The sequence below is a fragment of the Halalkalibacter krulwichiae genome (assembly GCF_002109385.1).
Taxonomy (GTDB): domain Bacteria; phylum Bacillota; class Bacilli; order Bacillales; family Bacillaceae_D; genus Halalkalibacter; species Halalkalibacter krulwichiae.
This window is the reverse complement of record NZ_CP020814.1, coordinates 4091319-4110499: the sequence shown is the minus strand read 5'-3', so window position 1 is coordinate 4110499 and position 19181 is coordinate 4091319. Positions and strand designations below refer to the sequence as shown.

General features: G+C 42.1%; 21 protein-coding genes. 20 read left to right on the top strand and 1 reads right to left on the bottom strand.

What is annotated here, in order from left to right:
- The first annotated feature begins 20 nt into the window (after positions 1-20).
- The 6 genes from BkAM31D_RS20740 (at position 21) to BkAM31D_RS20720 (ending at position 5696) form a co-directional block, all read left to right on the top strand.
- Positions 21-746: a glucosamine-6-phosphate deaminase gene (locus tag BkAM31D_RS20740; RefSeq protein WP_066157426.1), complete on the top strand. Its 726-nt coding sequence runs from the start codon at positions 21-23 to the stop codon at positions 744-746.
- Positions 747-815: 69 nt separating this feature from the next.
- Entirely contained in the window at positions 816-1970 is a 1155-nt protein-coding gene (locus tag BkAM31D_RS20735) for an N-acetylglucosamine-6-phosphate deacetylase (RefSeq protein ID WP_066157423.1), read from the top strand.
- Between the two features lie 269 nt (positions 1971-2239).
- Complete coding sequence (locus BkAM31D_RS24760; protein ID WP_306807418.1) at positions 2240-2434, top strand: ATP-binding protein; 195 nt, start codon at positions 2240-2242, stop codon at positions 2432-2434.
- A 141-nt stretch (positions 2435-2575) separates the two neighbouring features.
- Positions 2576-3352 (top strand): transposase, encoded by a 777-nt coding sequence (locus BkAM31D_RS20730; protein WP_066157421.1) that lies wholly within the window; start codon positions 2576-2578, stop codon positions 3350-3352.
- A 140-nt stretch (positions 3353-3492) separates the two neighbouring features.
- Complete coding sequence (locus tag BkAM31D_RS20725; RefSeq protein WP_066157613.1) at positions 3493-5010, top strand: flotillin family protein; 1518 nt, start codon at positions 3493-3495, stop codon at positions 5008-5010.
- 251 nt (positions 5011-5261) lie between these two features.
- Positions 5262-5696, top strand: coding sequence for an N-acetyltransferase (locus tag BkAM31D_RS20720; RefSeq protein ID WP_066157419.1), 435 nt, complete (start codon positions 5262-5264; stop codon positions 5694-5696).
- 28 nt (positions 5697-5724) lie between these two features.
- Here BkAM31D_RS20720 and BkAM31D_RS20715 read toward each other — a convergent pair whose 3' ends face one another.
- Positions 5725-6168 carry a hypothetical protein gene (locus tag BkAM31D_RS20715; RefSeq protein ID WP_066157416.1) on the bottom strand — a complete coding sequence of 148 codons (444 nt, stop codon included), beginning with the start codon at positions 6166-6168 and terminating at the stop codon, positions 5725-5727.
- Between the two features lie 170 nt (positions 6169-6338).
- Here BkAM31D_RS20715 and BkAM31D_RS20710 point away from each other — a divergent pair, with 170 nt between their 5' ends.
- The 14 genes from BkAM31D_RS20710 to BkAM31D_RS20645 all read left to right on the top strand — a co-directional run bounded on the left by BkAM31D_RS20710 (position 6339) and on the right by BkAM31D_RS20645 (position 19181).
- A complete protein-coding gene (locus BkAM31D_RS20710) occupies positions 6339-6854 on the top strand; it encodes a hypothetical protein (protein WP_174521926.1) in 516 nt (171 codons plus the stop codon).
- A 14-nt stretch (positions 6855-6868) separates the two neighbouring features.
- Entirely contained in the window at positions 6869-7468 is a 600-nt protein-coding gene (locus tag BkAM31D_RS20705) for a hypothetical protein (protein WP_066157413.1), read from the top strand.
- A gap of 310 nt (positions 7469-7778) precedes the next feature.
- The gene (locus BkAM31D_RS20700) at positions 7779-8600 is read left to right on the top strand and encodes a transporter substrate-binding domain-containing protein (protein ID WP_066157410.1); all 822 of its coding nucleotides are present in this window, start codon (positions 7779-7781) and stop codon (positions 8598-8600) included.
- Between the two features lie 85 nt (positions 8601-8685).
- Complete coding sequence (locus BkAM31D_RS20695; protein ID WP_066157407.1) at positions 8686-9321, top strand: amino acid ABC transporter permease; 636 nt, start codon at positions 8686-8688, stop codon at positions 9319-9321.
- On the top strand, positions 9318-10040 hold the full coding sequence (locus tag BkAM31D_RS20690) for an amino acid ABC transporter ATP-binding protein (protein WP_066157404.1): 723 nt from the start codon (positions 9318-9320) through the stop codon (positions 10038-10040). Before BkAM31D_RS20695 ends, BkAM31D_RS20690 begins: the two co-directional genes overlap by 4 nt.
- A 217-nt stretch (positions 10041-10257) precedes the next feature.
- Positions 10258-11001 carry a GntR family transcriptional regulator gene (locus tag BkAM31D_RS20685; protein ID WP_066157401.1) on the top strand — a complete coding sequence of 248 codons (744 nt, stop codon included), beginning with the start codon at positions 10258-10260 and terminating at the stop codon, positions 10999-11001.
- A gap of 128 nt (positions 11002-11129) precedes the next feature.
- Complete coding sequence (locus BkAM31D_RS20680; protein ID WP_066157398.1) at positions 11130-12074, top strand: sugar phosphate isomerase/epimerase family protein; 945 nt, start codon at positions 11130-11132, stop codon at positions 12072-12074.
- A 1-nt stretch (position 12075) separates the two neighbouring features.
- Positions 12076-13281 carry a M20 family metallopeptidase gene (locus tag BkAM31D_RS20675; protein ID WP_066157395.1) on the top strand — a complete coding sequence of 402 codons (1206 nt, stop codon included), beginning with the start codon at positions 12076-12078 and terminating at the stop codon, positions 13279-13281.
- A complete protein-coding gene (locus tag BkAM31D_RS20670; protein ID WP_066157392.1) occupies positions 13278-14444 on the top strand; it encodes a threonine synthase in 1167 nt (388 codons plus the stop codon). The genes BkAM31D_RS20675 and BkAM31D_RS20670 overlap by 4 nt, the downstream gene beginning before the upstream one ends.
- A gap of 33 nt (positions 14445-14477) precedes the next feature.
- Positions 14478-15806 carry an ABC transporter substrate-binding protein gene (locus BkAM31D_RS20665; protein ID WP_066157389.1) on the top strand — a complete coding sequence of 443 codons (1329 nt, stop codon included), beginning with the start codon at positions 14478-14480 and terminating at the stop codon, positions 15804-15806.
- A 107-nt stretch (positions 15807-15913) separates the two neighbouring features.
- Positions 15914-16852, top strand: coding sequence for a carbohydrate ABC transporter permease (locus BkAM31D_RS20660; protein WP_085449843.1), 939 nt, complete (start codon positions 15914-15916; stop codon positions 16850-16852).
- A gap of 11 nt (positions 16853-16863) precedes the next feature.
- Complete coding sequence (locus BkAM31D_RS20655) at positions 16864-17667, top strand: carbohydrate ABC transporter permease (RefSeq protein WP_066157379.1); 804 nt, start codon at positions 16864-16866, stop codon at positions 17665-17667.
- An 11-nt stretch (positions 17668-17678) separates the two neighbouring features.
- Positions 17679-18707: a Gfo/Idh/MocA family protein gene (locus BkAM31D_RS20650; protein WP_066157377.1), complete on the top strand. Its 1029-nt coding sequence runs from the start codon at positions 17679-17681 to the stop codon at positions 18705-18707.
- 12 nt (positions 18708-18719) lie between these two features.
- Positions 18720-19181, top strand: a complete 462-nt coding sequence (locus BkAM31D_RS20645; RefSeq protein ID WP_066157374.1) for a RidA family protein — start codon at positions 18720-18722, stop codon at positions 19179-19181.

The following is a 19181-nucleotide window of genomic DNA, read 5'->3' as shown; positions in this document are numbered from 1 at the left end:
CCAATTTGAGGAGTGAGTTAATGAAGATTTTTACATTGAAAGATGCAGAACAACTAGGAAAAGAAGCGGCAGAATATGCGGCTGAACTTTTAAATGGAACGATTCAGAATCAAGGCGAAGCAAGATTGTTATTTTCGACCGGGCAATCGCAATTAACGACGATCAATGAACTAGTGAAGAAAGACATCGACTGGAGCAAGGTTGAGATGTTTCACCTCGACGAATATGTCGATTTAAGTGAAGAGCATAAAGCAAGTTTTCGAAAATACTTGAAAGAACGATTCGTCAATAAAATCAACTTAAAGAAGGCTTATTTTGTCGGCGAAGGAGAAATTGAGGCCAATATTCAATCCCTTACAGAAGAAATTAGGAAAGCGCCAATCGATGTTGCCTTGATCGGGATTGGCGAAAATGCTCATATTGCCTTTAATGATCCACCTGCTGACTTTGAGACAAAAGAAGCCTATATTAAGGTTCAACTAGACGATACATGTAAAAACCAACAAGTACGTGAAGGGTGGTTCTCTTCTATAGAAGAAGTGCCGAATGAAGCCATAACGATGACGATTCACCAAATTTTACAAAGCAAACATATTATCTCTTGTGTCCCATATGCCGTAAAAGCGGAAGCAATCAAAAACACGCTTGAGCATAAAGTCGATAACACGATTCCCGCAACGATTTTAAAAGAACATCGTAACTGGACATTGTATCTCGACGAAGAATCAGCTTCGCTTATTAAATAACAATCAATCAGGGGCAGGATCTGTGAATGAGAGATCCTGCTTTCCCTTTTGGGAAGAGGAGGAAAAGAGATGTCTTCTACTTATACGAAAGTGAAAGGGTTGCACTACCAAACGAATAAACCAATTGAAATCATCATGGAAGCAGGCAAAATCAAAAGAATGTATCACTTACTTGATTCAAACGATGAGGATCTTCCTATCGTCGCCCCAGGCTTAATTGATCTTCAAATTAACGGATTCAAAGGAATCGACTTCAATCACGAGCCTCTAAACAAGGAACAATGGTTAACCGTAACGAACGAACTAGCGAAAGTCGGTGTAACGACCTTCTACCCCACGATGATCACCAACTCCCAAGACCAACTAGCAAGCTTGTTTGAAGAAAACAAGAAAACGATCACAGAGGGATTCTCTAACAATGACATGATTGCGGGCTTTCATTTAGAAGGACCTTATATATCAAGAGAAGAAGGACCACGTGGAGCTCACCCGAAAGAGCATGTGCGCAGCCCGAATTGGAAGGAGTTCACCGACCTTCAAGAAAAGGCAGGAGGATTGATCAAACTCGTTACGCTCTCTCCAGAATGGGAAGCATCCAACGACTTTATTCAACGAGCAAACGAGCATGGAGTGAAAGTAGTAGCATTGGGCCACTTAAATGCCACTGAAAAACAAATTGATGATGCCGTCCGTGCAGGAGCCGTCGCCTCCACCCACTTAGGAAATGGAGCGCATGTCTCACTGCCACGTCACCCCAACTACTTGTGGGACCAATTAGCAAAAGAGGAACTATGGGCAACCGTCATTGCAGACGGACACCACCTTCCAACCAATGTGCTCAAAGTGATGAACCTAGTCAAAAAAGAGAAGATGGTTCTCGTAAGTGACGCCGTATCCCTAGCCGGTATGCAACCAGGTCACTATCACACGGCAGTTGGTGGAAAAGTAACTCTCACAGACGAATACAAACTACATTTACGAGGAAATCCCCAGATTCTAGCCGGATCTGCCCAATCACTACTCATGGGTGTCAATCATCTGATTGTTAGTGGAATCTCAACTAGAAGTGAAGCGTTGGACAAAGCGTCTATCTTACCAGCTAAGCTAATGAATCTCCCGCAGCAGTTAGGACTATCGGAGAATGCACCCGCGGATTTGGTGTTGCTGAGAGAAGAGAATGGCGAGTTGGAGGTTGTGGAGACGGTGAAGAGTGGGAGGGTGTGAAGCGGGGGGACGGAAGCGGGGGACGGTTCTCGTGCTTCCTGGACTGACGGGGAAAAGGAGCGTGGGGACGGTTCTCATGCTTCGCCCTAAACAGGGAAGCACAGGAACCGTCCCTCTGCTTTCTTAAACAAAAAGATAATGAAAAATTCAATAATGTAAGATATGATATATTCAATAAAGCAACTAAATACTGGTTGATAGTAAAACCTCTTAAGGTACCAGAAACCCTTCCTCGTAAACTCTGTTAAGTAACCTCTTTACTATTGAGAATGAAAAGTGCATCTATTACTATTTTGCCCCCTCCCCAAATAGTCTCTAATATCTTTCAAATACTAAAACACCAAAAAAAATCAAAACCTGTACAAAATCATATGTCAGTTAAAACACTAAGTATCATGCCTCCATACAGACATCCCCATCATGCTGCATCAGCTCTGTCGCTAATCGGCGGGGAACGAGCCTGAAACCAGGTAAAGTTTCCTTAGCGCATCGCGGAGTTCTTTTTCGACTTTCCAAAGAAAAGTTAGATAAAACAACCGTTTCATACGGATTACAATCGAACGTGGCCAATAGTAGTTAATAAATGAATAAGTGTGGTGACGGTAATGCCTCGTAAAGCTAGAGTGAAAAGCAAAACTGGGATCTACCATATTATGTGGAGAGGGGCGGGAGGACAGGATATTTTTCATGATGATGAGGATCGGTTAAAGTATCTTGATACGGTCTTGAAATATAAACAGAAAGTGGATATTAGCGTTTATGCTTGGTGTTTGATGAGTAATCATGTTCACCTTCTATTGCGGGAGGGGAATGAGGATATTTCGATTACAATGAAGCGAATGGCGGTAAGTTTTGCTTCTTATTTTAATTGGAAGTATCGTGTGAGAGGCCATCTGTTTCAGGACAGGTTTAGAAGCGAGAATGTTGAGACTGCTCAGTATTTGAAAACAGTAGTCAGGTATATCCATCAAAACCCGCTAAAAGCAGGCATGGTTGATCAAGTTGATGGGTGGCGCTGGAGCAGCTGTCGCGGGTACTATGGGAAGACAGTGTATCCCTTAGGATTACTCGATGATGAATTGGTTTTAGGAATGTTTTCAAATGAGGGTAAAGTGAAGAGGGAACGGTTCAAGGAGTTTAATGAAGAACGAAATGATGACAAGTTTTTTGATGAGCCTATTTTTAAACGGAGGTTAACGGACGAAGAGGCGCGTTCTGAAATTAGAAAGATTCTTGGTGACGTAGATATCCCACAAGTTAAGAGTTTGCCTAGGGAAAAACGAAATGATTTACTCCGGAAAGTAAAACAAATAAATGGGGTTTCCCAAAGACAAGCAGCAAGGATCTTGGGAGTTTCTCCTAGTCTAGTTTTTAAAGCTTAGTTAAGTTAAATAAGCAGGTGGAAGCGAGAGAACCGTCCCTTTGCTTTTTTTTCCACCATTGAAACTTTTTCCAAACAATAATCGTATATACTAAAAGAGGAATCATTTCAATAAATTGTAAACAGGAGTGATGCTTGATGATGGGTACGATCTGGTTGTTTCTAACGAGTATTTTTCTTTTTGCTTTACTGATTATTGCTGGGGTGGCGTTTTTTATTTTTAAGAAGCGGTATAGAACGGCTAGTTCCAATCAGGCATTGATTATTACGGGTCCGAAGCTTGGTAATCCTGAAGAGGATTCTAGGATATTCTTTGATGAGAATGGAAGAAGTTTGAAGATTATTCGTGGTGGTGGAATTCGTTTGAAGATGTTTCAAACGTGTACGCCTGTTGATTTAAATTCATTTCAAATTAAGTTAACTACGCCCAAAGTATATACGTCTCAAGGGGTTCCGGTTGTTGCTGATGCGGTAACATCGGTGAAAATTGCTGATTCGTTAATCGGGATTGCGAACTATGCGGAACAGTTTTTAGGGAAGAAGGATAAGGAGATTGAAGAAGAGGTTTCGAAAGTGCTCGGGACGAATCTGCGTGCGATTTTATCGAAAATGACGGTCGAGGAAATCAATAATGACCGTGAATCGTTTAATCACCAGGTTCAGGACATTGCTCAACAGGAATTAGATAATATGGGCTTTAAGATTACGTCGTTTGGATTGGATGATCTTCGTGATGCGGATGCAGAAAATGGTTATTTAGAAAATCTAGGGCGTCCTCGTATTGCGGAAATCCGCAAAAAGGCTGAAATGGCTGAGTCGGATGCTGAGAAGGAAACAAGAATGTATAAAGCGCGAAACAATCAAGAAGCGCAAGATGAGGAAAATAAACGACTAAGCGCGATTGCGGAGTCGAGAAAAGAAAAAGATATTAAAGCAGCTCAGATTAAAGAAGAAACGGAACGAGCGAGAGCCAAGTCAGAGCAAGCCTATGAACTTGAAAAAGCGAGACTTGCGCAGCAAATTAAAGAAGAAGAAATGAAAATTCAATACATCGAACGCCAAAGACAGGTAGAGCTTGAGTTAGAGGAACAAAAACGTCGTAAAGCTCTAGCCGATGCCAATGCGTACGACATTAAAGCAAACGCAGAAGCTGAGGCAGATAAAGCTAGAATCGACGGGGAAACGAAGGCGATGATTGAGAAACAAAAAGGTCTGGCGGAAGCGGAGGTTATTCGCGAACGCGGTCGTGCCGAGGCGGAGGCAAAAGAGCTTATGGCTCAAGCGATGGAGAAATACGGCGAAGCGGCGATTCTCGAAATGTTTATCGAGATGCTTCCTAAATATGCGCGCGAAGTAGCTCAGCCGCTTTCGAAAATTGAAGGCATGAAAGTGATTGACCTTGGTGGCTCGGACTCTAATGGAGCAGCTAAAGTGACAGGCAACGTCACGAAAACGATGGTTGGTTTGCAGGAAAGCTTAAAGGAAAGCACAGGAATGGACTTGAAAGCAATGCTAGAAAGCTTTGTATCGCGCGGGCAAGCCGATCACTTTAAGACGTACGTGTCACAGGTTGCAGCTGGCGAAGAAGGAGATGAGAAGGAGCAAGATTTAAGTAAGGATGAGTCTGAGAATAACGGCAATGAAGATAAACTGAATTAGCTAAGATGGAAAAGCCGTAACAATCACTCTAAGGTTGTTACGGCTTTTCTGTGGATTAGTTGAAATGAACGATTCAACAATTGCTCTAAATTGGTGGAAAAGTAATGACTTATACAGAGCTTTTTCCACATTAACCGATTATCCACAGAAAAGATTTGATTTTTTCGAAAATAAGGTGGGGTGATGATGTCAGTCCACAGCTTCTTCTGTGTTAGGATAGGATAGAGAATTTAGATGAATGGGTGAATGAGTTGAGAATAGAGTTATTTAACAAATCAGAGATGAATGTTGATACGTTGACCGACATTTGGTATCAAGGATCGGTTCAAGCACATGATTTTATTAGTCCGGATTACTGGCATTCAAAAATAAAGGACATGAGAGATCAATACATTCCCATGTCAGAGACGTATGTCATTTACGATCAATCAGAAATAGCTGGCTTCGTTTCCATGGTGGATGATTATTTAGCGGCTCTTTTCATTCATCCGCACTATCAAGGAAATGGCTATGGAAAAGAGTTGCTGAACTTCATAAAAGGGCAAAAATCAAAAGCGTCTTTGAAAGTTTATAAGAAAAATGAGTCAGCTGTTCGCTTCTATGAAAGAAACGGTTTTGTGATTAAGGAAATGTTGTTAGATGAGAATACAAAGCATGAAGAGTTATTGATGGAGTGGGAAGAGTAAATAGGTCTGTAGTGTCAGGTGATCTTATTTACTCCTTCAAATTCAACTCTTTAATCTTTAAACGCATAATTAACTTTTTCTCTCCTTCTCCATACGTGTCCTCGGAAATGATATCGTGGAACCTTAAATATCTGAGATAATAATGGATGTTACCTGCCGTTTTTTGGTCGATCGTCGGTAGTTTGCTTTGGGCATGAATGGTATCTAAGTTGTCTACTACTTCAATATCAAAGAGTTTAATTTGTTCTTCCTGCAGGCAGTTTATTGCGTATTCTTCGATATCTTTTTTTCGAACTTGATACATTCTCGTCCCGTATTTTTTTCCGCCTAACTGACCTTTTTTAGCAGCTGAAAGGATCTTACGGTAGTGCGTTTTGTCGTCTTGATTGGTTATCCTTAACATCGTTAACACCATTTTATTGGCCTCGGGGACTGTCATGTAGCCAGGGTCTAAATGATAGTTTCGTGCCATGTCTTACCTCCTAATACAGTTTATAAAACATTATGGGATTTTGGTTGATTTAGACCAAAAATTGCAGTCTAACGTCAGTTTACATTTCGATCCTAGAAGAGGAAGACAGTTCCATGTTTACCCATGACAATTAATGGTTACTTTAAAAAGGCGAAAGGGGCTGCAATCAGATGTCTTTAAAAAACCAGTGGATCATTAATATTGTTATGGTTGTATTATCATTGTTTTCTCTTGTCTTTCTTGGTCGTCATAATATAAAACGATTTTTACCAGCATCGATTGTGCTTGTTTTGCTAGAAGCATGGCACGTGCAAGTAGGGAAGAAGCGGAAGTGGTGGGTGTTTTACAACAAACCAAGATCCTATCTGACTGGAGAGTTCGCCTTTAATGTTGGTCCTTTTCTGGTAGCCTCTATGTGGATCTTGAAGTGGACATACGGCCATTTTTTAACGTTTTTATCGCTTAATGCCGCCGTCAATGCTTTCTTTGCCTTTGTCTTATCAAATTTAATGGAGAAGTTGAAAATTGTAAAACTAGATCGGCTTAGTCAGTTTCAGTTTTTTCTTGAGGGAAGCGAGGGGACGGTTCTGCTGCTTCCTACTGCTGAGTGGGGGAAGCGAGAGAACCGTCCCCCTGCTTTGAATAAGTATTGTAGCTTTAGGGAATACTGGCTTCTAAAACATTAGGGGTGCTCCGCGTAATGGGAAAAGAACAAACATTAATGTACAAGGAGATTTCTACGATTCGTGAAGAACTGTCTGATCTGCAGGTTCAATATTGGTCTCTGTATTCCGACCTTAGTACATGGCAATTTTGGCTGATGTTTCTTTTGTTTTTTATGATTCCGCTCGTGTCCATTTATTTTTTCATTGATCGAAAGCATATTTTTCAAATAGGATTCTTTGGATTCAACATCCATATGTGGCTTCAGTATATTGATACATGGGCGCTAAAAGAAGGGCTATGGGGCTATCCATATGAGTTACTACCGTTCATACCGGGGAACCATTCACTAGAGACGGCACTTATTCCGGTTTTATTTATGTATGTGTACCAGTTTCATATGAGGAATACGAAGAAATTCTATTTGTATTCAATTGGTTTGTGTGTATTTCTAGGAGGGATCTTTAAACCGATTCTTTCGCTTCATCATCTGTTTGAGTTCCACAAACAAACGGCCTTTTATCACATTATTCTTGTTTATTTAGTCGTATTTGTGTTTTCTGTTGTCATAACAAAGTTGTTTTTATTTTTGCAAACTAGACCGTCTCCTATTCATCCAGTTGAAGAAAAAGGGTAGGCTTTGCTGTAACAATCGATGGGTTGTTACGGTTTTTTTTGTGGTTTATTGAGACAGATGTTCATTAAGGGGAGGCAGGGCTTTTTTTCGTTGAGCCTCGTTGTTGGATTTTATCGAATCACGAGCATCGTTCTTCTTCGATGAGTATTTCGGATACAGAAAGACATGACCTCCTCCTACTACAAGTAATCCTTGATAATACGCAATAATCCAAATTTACATAATTTGCTTTAAATTCCAGTTGCGTATAGAGTTTAAAAGGTCAGGTTGTTTAGGTAAAAAGTTACAGAATAAACAAGGGGGCTATACATTGATTCTTTCAAAACTAGAGAAAAACAAGAATGTGAAAAAGGTGATCGTTGCTTTACTAGTGGCTGCGTTTGTTGCGATGCTTGCTGCTTGTGGGTCGGCTGAAGAGTCAGGAGCAGATTCTGGGGAAGCGGCAGAGCCTGCAGAGATTCAGGAAATCAAAGTGGCTGTTGTTCAGGACTACCCGCCGTTTGAATATATTGAAGATGGAGATTTAACGGGTTTTGACATTGAGATTGTCGAAGCGATTGCCGAAAATCAAGGCATTGAAGTGAGCTGGGAGATCATGAAGTTTGACGGAATTATTCCAGCGCTGCAAGCGAATCAAGTAGATGCGGCGGTATCGGCGATTACGATTCGTGAAGATCGTGCAGAGGTGGTTGATTTCACAGCGCCGTACTTTGAGTCCGGTCTATCATTAGTTGTTCCAGCAGATAGTGAGATCAATAGCATCGAAGATTTAGAGGGGGCACAGCTTGTTGCCAAGCAAGGGACATCAGGTCTTGAAAAAGCGAGAGAGTTCGCGGCTGAATACAGTGGCGATGTAACGACGCTTCAAGATGATGCAACGATGTACATGGAAATCGTTTCTGGGAATGCAGATGCCTTAGTGAACGACTATCCGAGTGTGGCGTACAAAATTGCGCTAGATGGCGATGACTCAGATGTTCGTATCGTCGGTGATCGTCTTACTGGGGAAGACTATGGAATCGCTGTTTCAAAAGGAGCAGAGGGCTTGCTTGAAGTCTTAGATGCAGGTCTTGCTGAGATTATGGAAAACGGTCAATACGACGAAATTTACAGTAACTACTTTGCAGAGTAATAGATGGAGAGAAGGTGTGACTGTGACGGTCTCACCTTTTTTCTAGAAAGAAGAGGAGAGAGCAATCATCGATACAATACAAATTATGATTGATGCGTTACCAGTGCTATTAAAAGGGTTGTGGTGGACGATTGTCATTACAGTCATTTCTCTTTTAATTGCACTCGTGATTGGCTTAGTGTTAGGGCTTTTTAGTATTTCGAGAAACAAGTTACTAAGGGCGATTGCGATGATTTATGTTGATATCATTCGCGGGACGCCGATTTTGGTACAAATTCTATTTATCTATTTTGGTTTACCGGCTGGGACAGGGATTACGATGAGTGCGCTAACGGCGGGGATTATTGCGATTAGCATTAACGCTGGTGCGTATTTAGTAGAAATTTTCCGTGCTGGGATTAATTCAATTGATAAAGGTCAAATGGAGGCAGGGAGAACACTAGGGTTTTCTTATGCGGAGACGATGCGCTTAATTATTTTGCCACAAGCCGTTCGCCGGATGATTCCTGCTTTTGTGAACCAGTTTATTGTCAGCATTAAAGATACATCGCTTCTTTCGGTCATCGGGATTGCGGAATTAACGATGTCGGGTCAGTCCATTTATGCAATGAACTTCAGAGCATTTGAAATTCTAGCATTGGTCGGAATTCTCTATTTCGTCCTCATCTATGCTCTAACCTTATTTTCACGCTGGCTTGAAAGGAGACTCGATGTCGCATGATCAAAATTGAGAACTTACAAAAATCATTCGGTGAGCTAGAAGTGTTAAAAGATATGAATGCCGAAATTGAAGAAAAAGAAGTCGTTTGTGTCATCGGTCCATCGGGCTCGGGGAAAAGCACGTTCTTGCGCTGCATAAACCGACTCGAAGAACCAACGGGCGGCTCTATTTATATAGAAGGAACCGATATTACCGATCCGAAAAACAACATTAACAAAATGCGTCAACGCTTAGGAATGGTGTTCCAGCAATTTAATTTATTCCCGCATATGACCGTTTTGCAAAATGTCACCGTCGCGCCAAAGCGTTTGAAAGGCAAAGCAAAAGCAGATGCCGACCGACTTGGCCGTGAGCTTCTTGAAAAAGTCGGCTTATCCGACAAAGCAGATGTGTATCCAGACCACTTATCTGGAGGACAAAAGCAGCGCGCCGCTATCGCAAGAGCCCTTGCGATGGAACCTAGCATTATGCTGTTTGATGAGCCAACATCTGCCCTTGACCCAGAAATGGTCGGCGATGTCCTTGCGGTTATGAAAGACCTGACTAAAGAAGGAATGACGATGGTCATCGTTACTCACGAGATGGGATTTGCTAGGGAAGTAGCCGACCGGGTTATTTTCATGGACGGTGGGTATATCGTCGAAGAAGGAGTTCCGGAAGAGTTGTTTGGCAACCCGCAGCATGAGCGGACGAAGGCGTTTTTGTCGAAGGTGTTGTAGGGGGAGCGAGGAAGCGGGAGCGAGGGGACGGTTCTGCTGCTTCCTACTGCTGAGATGGGGAAGCGAAAGAACCGTCCCCCTGCTTCATCATCTTAAGAAAACATAAAATTTTCAAAAAACTTATTGCAATTCATTTATGGTAAGTTTATACTAGACGTAACAAGCTGGTATAGACAACAAGATAACTAGTGGACAGTTGTTGAGAAGGGGGGTATACATGCTAGAGGAAAAACTGATTGATAAAGATGGTGTGATCCCTTTATATCATCAATTGAAAACGCTTTTAAAGGGACAGATTGAAGAAGAAGTCTGGAAAGTCGATGAGATGATTCCGTCTGAGAGAGAGTTAAGTGAGCAGTTTGAAATTAGCCGAATGACGGTTCGACATGCGATTAATGATCTTGTTAATGAAGGGATTTTGTATCGTAAAAGAGGGATGGGGACCTTTGTAGCTAAGCCGAAAATTAACCAAGGGCTAACTAAGCTTTCCAATTTCACGAGTGATATGGAACAACGTGGACTAAAACCAGGTGCGAAAGTGTTACATGTGAAGGTAATTCCAGCAACGAAGAAAATCGCTGAGTTATTACAAATTAAAGAAAATGATAATGTCGTAGAATTGTTTCGTTTAAGGTTAGCAAACGATGAGCCGATGGCACTGGAGCGTTCGTTCTTGCCTCTTGAGAAAGTCGCACCGATATTAACAGGGTCTTTAGAGAACAAATCATTATATAAAGAACTGAGAGAAAAGTGTAATTTGAATTTAGCATTAGCTAAACAATCGATTGAGATTTCGTATGCTACTCAAGCTGAGGATGCAAAGCTCTTAGATATCGAAATTAATACTCCGGTTCTATTAATTGAGAGACGAACGTTCACTGATACGGACATGCCTGTTGAGTATGTGCAGTCTTTGTATCGAGCTGACCGTTATAAATTCTCTATTGAGATGAAGGTATAACTGGGAAGAAATTTTATATGAAGTGACTTCCTTTTTATTCAAATTAAGTGGTATAGACAAGTAAACAACTATATTAGAGGATATGTAGACTATTGATCTACTAATCGAAACAGGGAGGATGAAATGATATGTCACATTTAAAACTTTCTTTTGAGATTTGGCCGAATATGCCGTGGGGTCGTTTGGAAATTTGTGGTCCGGCATCAAACAGTTGGGGAGACAAGTCCCTTGAGTGGTGTGTGGAGCGTATTGCGGAATATGGTTATGAAGGATTCGATGTTGTTTATCCTAAGATTATGGAGCTCCGTCCAAATGAGTACGATGATGAAGTGAAAAAGGTTCGTGCAGCGATGACGAAGCATAATATCGCGTTTTCTTCTATCGGTTGCCATACGACGTTTGTGACGCCTCGTTATTTTGATCGTGAAAATGGAATTGCGAAGTTCAAAAAAGCGATTGATGCGGCTGCGGATATGGGAGCTGAAACGGTTGTTACGCTAATTGGGGATGGTTATTATGATCCGCCACTATACAACTTAATGACGCGTAAAGAAGCATGGAACCAAGTGGTTACTGCAACGCGTGAAGTAGCAGATTATGCGAAGCAATACAATATTGATGTAAGTATTGAGTTGATCCAAGGAACGATTATCAATGACATTCGTTCAACATTAAAATTATTTGAAGATGTTGATCGTTCAAATGTCTATTGTTGTGTTGACGTCGGGACGTTCTATACAACAGTCAAGCCGAAGATGCCGATCAAACAAGCGATTCAGAAGTTAGGCGATCGAATCAGAGTGGTTCACGTTAAAGATGAGGTCGGTTTCCCAAACATTATGCAATCACAGCACGTATGGTTCGGCGGCGGGTTTGTTGATTTTGAAGAAATGGCAGATGCGTTGAAGAGTGTCGGATATAAGCACTATAACTCGGTTGAGTGGGAAGCATGGCAAGCAGGCGGTTTATATGGTGTAGGGGAACCATCTGGTATTGGGTTAAATGATTTTGACCGTGTGGCGGTTGAGGCAAAAGAATACTTAGAAGAAAATGGCTGGGGTAAGCTGAAGTAAGATGTCTGGACACATAGATGTGCTTAAGACAAAGGTAGACCCTACTGAAGTGATCGACTTGACCTGTGATTTGATTCAGATCGAGAGTCATCAAGATCACGATGGTCATGAGAAAGACGTAACATATTTTATCAAAGATTACCTTGAAAAAGAAGGAATTGAGGTAGAGCTTCAAGAGGTGGTGGATGGCCGTTCCAATGTGATTGCTCGTGTAAGAGGAGATGGAAGCGGTCCCACTCTGCTTTTGAATGGGCATACGGATACTGTCCCTCCTTATGAGATGGAGAATGCATTCGAGCCCAAAATAGAGGATGGAAAGATTTTTGGTCGCGGGAGTGTCGATATGAAAGGCGCTCTTGCGGCAATGATCTCCGTGCTTGTAGCGATTAAGCGCAGCAATGTTTCCTTAAGAGGAGATGTTATGTTTGCAGCGACAATCGGAGAAGAAAACTATAGCCCCGGAGCGTACCACTTCCTTAAAAGTGGCTTGGACGCCGACTTTGCCATTGTCGGAGAACCAACTGGGATGAATGTTGGGATTGCTCATAAAGGAGTTGTGTGGGGAGAAGCGATCTTTGAAGGGAAATCAGTTCATGGCAGCGTTCCTGATAAAGGAATCAATGCGATTTATAAGGCTACTGCTTGGATTGGGAAAATTACTTCAGAGTATATCCCCGAGCTAAACAAGCGAGGGCACCCAATACTAGGGAAGCCCACTATTAACATCGGAGAGATCAACGGTGGTACAAGACCGGTTATTGTCCCGAATCAATGTGTGGTGAAGTTTGAACAGCGGCTGCTTCCAAATGAAAAAGAAGAAACGGTGCTCGGTGACTTGCAAGCATTAATTGATCAACTTGCAGAATATGATCCGGACATGAAAGGGACTGTTAAGGAGCTTCCGGTGTTCAAAGGGGTTCCACATAGGGCGTTAGAAGCGGATCCAGATAGTGTACTTGTTAAGGCGCTATGCAAGGCTTATGAAAAGGTGTTTGAGTCATCAACTGAGCCAGTTGGCTTACAGTTCTGGACGGACGGAGCGCTAATTGGAGATATTCCTGGAATTCAAACCGTTGTTTGTGGTCCTGGTAGTATTGAGCAAGCCCATTCCAACGAAGAGTATATTTCGAAAGAACAGTTACTGGCCGCGTTTCAGATGTACTTGGAAGTAGCTGAAACTCTCTGTGTGAAGGGGAATGAGAAATGAAGAAACTCAAAGGTCTTAAGTGCGTCAGTTGCGGTCATGTTCATGCGATTGAGATGATCTATGAATGTGAACATTGTCGAGGCAGTTTAGATATCATATACGACTATGAATCTATTTTCACTGAAAATGTAAGCGATCACATAAGTGAAGGTGGAATTTGGAGGCACCGCTCTCTCCTTCCTATTGCTGCCAATACCGAAGCCGTGTCGCTAGGGGAAGGGAATACGCCGTTATTACGGTCGACGGCTCTAGAAGTCGAGTTTGATCAGGCCGAAATATTGATTAAAAATGAGGCGGTCAATCCGACACTTTCATTTAAGGATCGTCCATTAGCTGTTGCCTTGACGGTTGCAAAGCAGTTTGGAGTAGAAGGTGTCGTAACAGCTTCGACGGGTAACACTGGTGTGGCTGCTGCTGCTTATGCAGCAAGAGCGGGATTGCCTTGCCGAATCTACGTGCCAAAAGGTACACCGAAAGAAAAGTTGATCATGATGGAAATGTACGGGGCGAAGATTGAATTAATTGAAGGGACATTCAGTGATGCTTATCTTGTTTCGGGACAAGAAGCCAAAAAGAATGGCTGGTTCAACCTCACGTCAACTTTCCTCAACCCATATGCCATTGAAGGCGATAAAACGCTTGCCTATGAAATTTATGAGCAATACGGGGGAGTGCCGGACTGGATCATTATTCCAATTGGAGCAGGGCCGTTACTCGTATCCTGCTATAAAGGTTTTCGAGAATTGCAGTTAGCCGGAAAGGTCGCAAAACTTCCAAGAATGGTCGGAGTGCAAGCGGCCAATTGTGCCCCAACGGTTCAAGCCTTTGAAAAAAAGTTGAAGGAAGTGGAACCGTGGGGTTATTCCAATCAGACGGTTGCATCAGGAATTGCCGATCCATTAACAACTTATCCACAAGATGGGACAAGAACATTGACAACCATTTATCAGTCTGAGGGGTGTGGCATCGCTGTGAGCGATGAGAGCATTATGCACTATCAGAAATGGCTTGCTCAAAAAGAAGGAATATTTGCAGAGCCATCTTCGGCAACCGCGATTGCCGCGATTGAAGTGATGAAGGAAAAAGGGTTTCTCCAAAATGGTGACAGCATTGTCACAGTCGTTACGGGTCATGGTCTTAAGGACTTAAAGTCCATTAGATAATAAAAAAAGCATGAGGTGTGAGGAGGAAAAAGGATGAAAAAGTCATTAACTAGTTTGATTGCTTTCATGATGTTGCTTTCTCTTATTTTAGCTGGATGTGGCTCTTCAAATGAGGGCGCCTCTAGTGAAGAAGGGCAAAGTGAAGAAGGTGGAGTGACTGAAATTACCCTTTGGCACATGGAAGAACCACCTAACCGAGTAAAACGTTTTAATGAAGTCATTGAAGCTTTTAACGAATCGAACCCGGATGTTCAAGTAAAAGCGCAAGTACAAAGCTGGGATGATGCTTACTCGAAATTCCCTGCAGCGATTCAAGCTGGAAATGGTCCAGATCTATTATTTGCGATTCCGGACTATACGACATTGTTAAAACAGCTTGATGTAGTACAACCAGTGGATGACATTGTCGAAAAGCTGAACGAAAAGCATGGTTTTATTGATGCATCATTAGCTCCATATCAATATGAGGGCGAAACATGGGCTGTGCCTGTTTTCGGAATGGTTCAAGCACTTTGGTATCGTAAAGACTTATTTGAAGCAGAGGGGCTTGAAGCACCAACTACATGGGATGAACTGTTACATGCGGCTGAAGTTCTAACAAAAGATGGACAACACGGAATTGCCTTACCAGCGTCTAAATCAATGGCCACAGACCAAGTTCTGTATAGCTTTATGGTAGCAGCTGGGGCAAAGGATTTAATTGATGCTGACAACAACGTGACATTTAACACAGCAGAAACAGTGAAGGCTTATGACATGTATCAGCAGTTATTAGAGTACTCACCTAGAGACAGCAATACGTATCAATGGGGAGAGCCGCAAGCTCAGTTTAACTCAGGGAGAGCCGCGATGGCAGTTGAGAAAGGCCAGTACTTGGCGCCGTTTGAATCTGAGTCTGGTCAACCTGCAAGTGAGTTAGGAGTCGTTCCAATGCCGGTTGCAGATGGAGGAGAAGCAGGAAGCATTTACTATTCAAATGGAATTATGGTGTTAACAGATGATGCGAAGAAGCAAGAGGCGATTACAGAATTCTTTGATTATCTATATGAGCCAGAAAATTATGCGCAATTTGTAAATGCTGAGCCAGGATTGTTCCTACCAGTTACACAATCAGGTTTCGATTCTGAAGACTATTGGAATGATCCAATCATTGCGCAATATGAAGAGCAAGTTCAAGTTCTTTTAGAAGCGTCTGAGAATGGAGCGCTATTTGGTTTTACAGATGGAGTAGCATCAAACATTGGGAAGGTTGCTGGACCGAATTTCATTGCTCAAACACTTGAGCAAGTGATCATTAACGGCATGTCACCAGAAGAAGCTGTTGAATGGGGACAACAACAAATGGAAGAGGCAACAAAGTAACGGAGAATAAAAGGGGACTACTCGTTCCCTTTTTTCTTAAAGATTTGTTCAAAAAGGGACATAACTGACCTTTTTGAACAAATCTCTTAAAGAATGGAGGGGTCAAATTGGAAAAGGAAGCAACTCAAAATGCTACTATCACTCAACGACCAATTGAAAGGAAAAAGGCAAAGAAAGTTGAAGTAAAGCACTTTGTTCCATATTTATTAGTGAGCCCGCTCGTATTGTGGATCGTGATTACTATCTTTATTCCTTTAAGTACAGTTATCAAAGAAAGCTTTTACAGTACAGGATTTGTAGGAACTCAAGGGGAGTTTGTTGGTCTGCAGAACTACATCAATGTGTTCACATCAAGCGCTTACTGGGGATCATGGAAGAATTCCTTACTATGGGTAGTTGGAAATGGACTTACACAAACGGTATTGGCCTTTTCGGTGGCATTATATTTAAATAATAAATTTAAACTATCAAAGTTTGCGCGTACATGGATGATTATCCCGTGGATTATTCCAACAATCGTTGTCGCAATATTTTGGCAATGGATATTTAACGGATCTTATGGAATTTTTAATCACGTCTTAATGGGGATCGGACTTATCGATCAACCTTTAAATTTACTTGGTGATCCTACATGGGCTTTGCCTACGATCATCTTTATCAACTCTTGGCATTGGTTCCCGTTCTTAGCAGTTATTATTCTTGCTGGATTAGCTGGAATTCCAGAAGAGTTATATGAGGCTTCTGCGGTTGATGGAGCAAACAAGTGGCAGCAATTCTGGGGGATTACGTTCCCATCCTTGCAACATATCACATTTGCACTAGGGCTCGTTGGAACGCTTTGGATGTTTAATATCTTTGATGTCATCTATACGTTAACAGAAGGTGGTCCTGCAGGTTCAACAACAACAGTTCCTGTTCAAATCTATCAACAAGCCTTTGATAACTATGAGCTCGGCAGTGCATCAGCGATGTCTGTTGTCACGGCGATTATGATGGTAGTATTCGCAGTCGTATTTATTAAATTTGCCGCACCAAAAGACGAATAGGAGTGATCTAGATGAGAGTTTTCAAGTGGATATACGGAATCTTACTCGTATTACTAATCGTGTTCCCGTTTTATTGGGTGACCATATCATCTTTTAAAGTTCCCGATCAAATCTTGCAGCCAGACCTTTGGCCAAAAGCGTGGACCTTGCAGCACTATAGAGAGTTATTGTTTGATACACCATACTTATTAAATTTGAAAAATAGTTTAATTGTTTCGTTCGGTACGATGATCGTCACCGTCATGATTGTTGTCCCGGCATCCTACGCCATTTACCGAATGGAATTCAAAGGAAGAAACTTTTTCTATAAGTTAATTCTAGCTACGTACATTTTCCCGGCTATGCTGTTGCTTGTACCAGTATATCAACTAATGTCAAAGGTTGGCTTAGTAGATTCCCTATGGAGCTTAATCATTATGAACGTTACATTTGGGGCTCCTTTTGCAACTTGGTTAATGAGTGGATTCTTTAAAGCCATTCCTAAAACACTGGATGAGTCTGCAGCGATTGATGGAGCGGGAACGATGAGGATTCTATTCCAAATTATCTTGCCACTAATTGCACCTGGGCTTGCGACAATTGCTGTTTATGCATTTGTTGTCTCGTGGACAGAATTTACATTTGCTTCGATTCTAATAACAAGTGATGAATACAAAGTATTGCCGATTGGCTTAAGTCAAATTATGGGTCAATACACGGTGAAGTGGGGATGGACAACAGCTGGTGCTGTTTTAACATTGCTTCCGGTTCTAATATTCTTCGCATTTGCTGGAAGATATTTCGTTAAAGGATTAACAGAAGGATCTGTGAAATAGGGGGGAAGGCCGTGGACCAGTTACGAATTGGCGTGATAGGAATTGGTCGTTTTGGACGACTTCATTTAAGAGTTTTTAATCAAATAGCAGGTTGTGAGGTTACAGCAATTGCTGATGTGAGCGATAAGTTACTGAATCAAGTTAAGCAGGATTTCGGAATTGAGAAGACTTATAAGGATGCGCTTCGGCTGATCAAGGACCCTGCTATTGATGTCATTGATATTGTCAGTGATGAAGATACACATGGTCCGCTAGCAATTGAAGCTATTAAACACGGAAAGCATGTGTTTATTGAAAAACCAATTGCGACAAAATACGAAGAGGCAAAAGAGATTGAACAGTTAGCAAAAGAGCACAACGTTCAAGTGATGGTAGGAAATATTAGTCGCTTTAGTCAACCATATGCGTCGATGAAAAGGGCACTTGCAAGCGGGGCGTTAGGGACAGCTGGGATGATTCGAGCGAAACGGAATTTCAGTAAAGAATGGTTCGACCATTTTGGACATCGAGTTCATCCTGTCTATGAATCTGGTATCCATGACCTTGATCTGATCCTTTGGTATGCTGACAGTCCGTGTCAGGAAGTGTACGCCTCGGAGCGGAATATGAGCGGTTACGATCACCCTGATTTATTTTCAGCTGTTCTAACATTTGAAAATGGACTGATTGCATCGCTCGATTCCTCTTGGCTTTACCCAAAAGGAGGCCCGCATAATCTCGTTGAAACCCTTGAGTTAGCGGGAACGATCGATGCCGATATGGAAATCATAGGTGATAAAGGTACAGCGAATTATAAATTGGCCCATCCAGGATATTCAATTTGGACGGAACAAGGAGTGCAACATCCAGAATTAACGCTATGGACGACTGAACACGATGGTATTGGAGGAGCGATTCGTGCAGAACTGCAGCATTTTGTTCTGCAGGTACATAAAGGAGAAGAGTCGCCAGTTGCCCCTCTTCATGATTCGGTTGAAGCGTTGCGAATAGCGGATGCGATTGTATTATCAGCAAAGGAAAAGCGCCCGATTCAACTATAAGGAGGAGAAAAGATGAGTGTATATGATCGACTAAAAGAATTAGAGATTACGATCCCTAAAGTGGAACCGCGTTTTAAGTTTGTACCAGGGGTGCAGGTTGGAGAGCTATTGTTTATTTCCGGCCAAACTCCTGAGATCGATGGCAAAATGCACTATGTTGGCAGACTTGGTGCAGACATGGATGTTGAAACAGCCAAAAATGCTGCGAGATTAGCAGCATTAAACTGTATTGGTGAGATGGAAGCGGTGCTTGGAAGTCTTGATCGCGTCGAGCGAATTGTTCGCGTGATTGGGTACGTCCGTTCAGCAGAAAACTTTGGCGAGCAGCCACTAGTAATTAATGGCGCTTCTGAATTGTTACATGAAGTGTTCGGTGAACAAGGACTGCATGCTCGTGCAGCGCTTGGAACGAGTGAACTTCCATTTGGGGCACCAGTCGAATTAGAGATGATTGTTCAGGTTAAAAAGGACTGA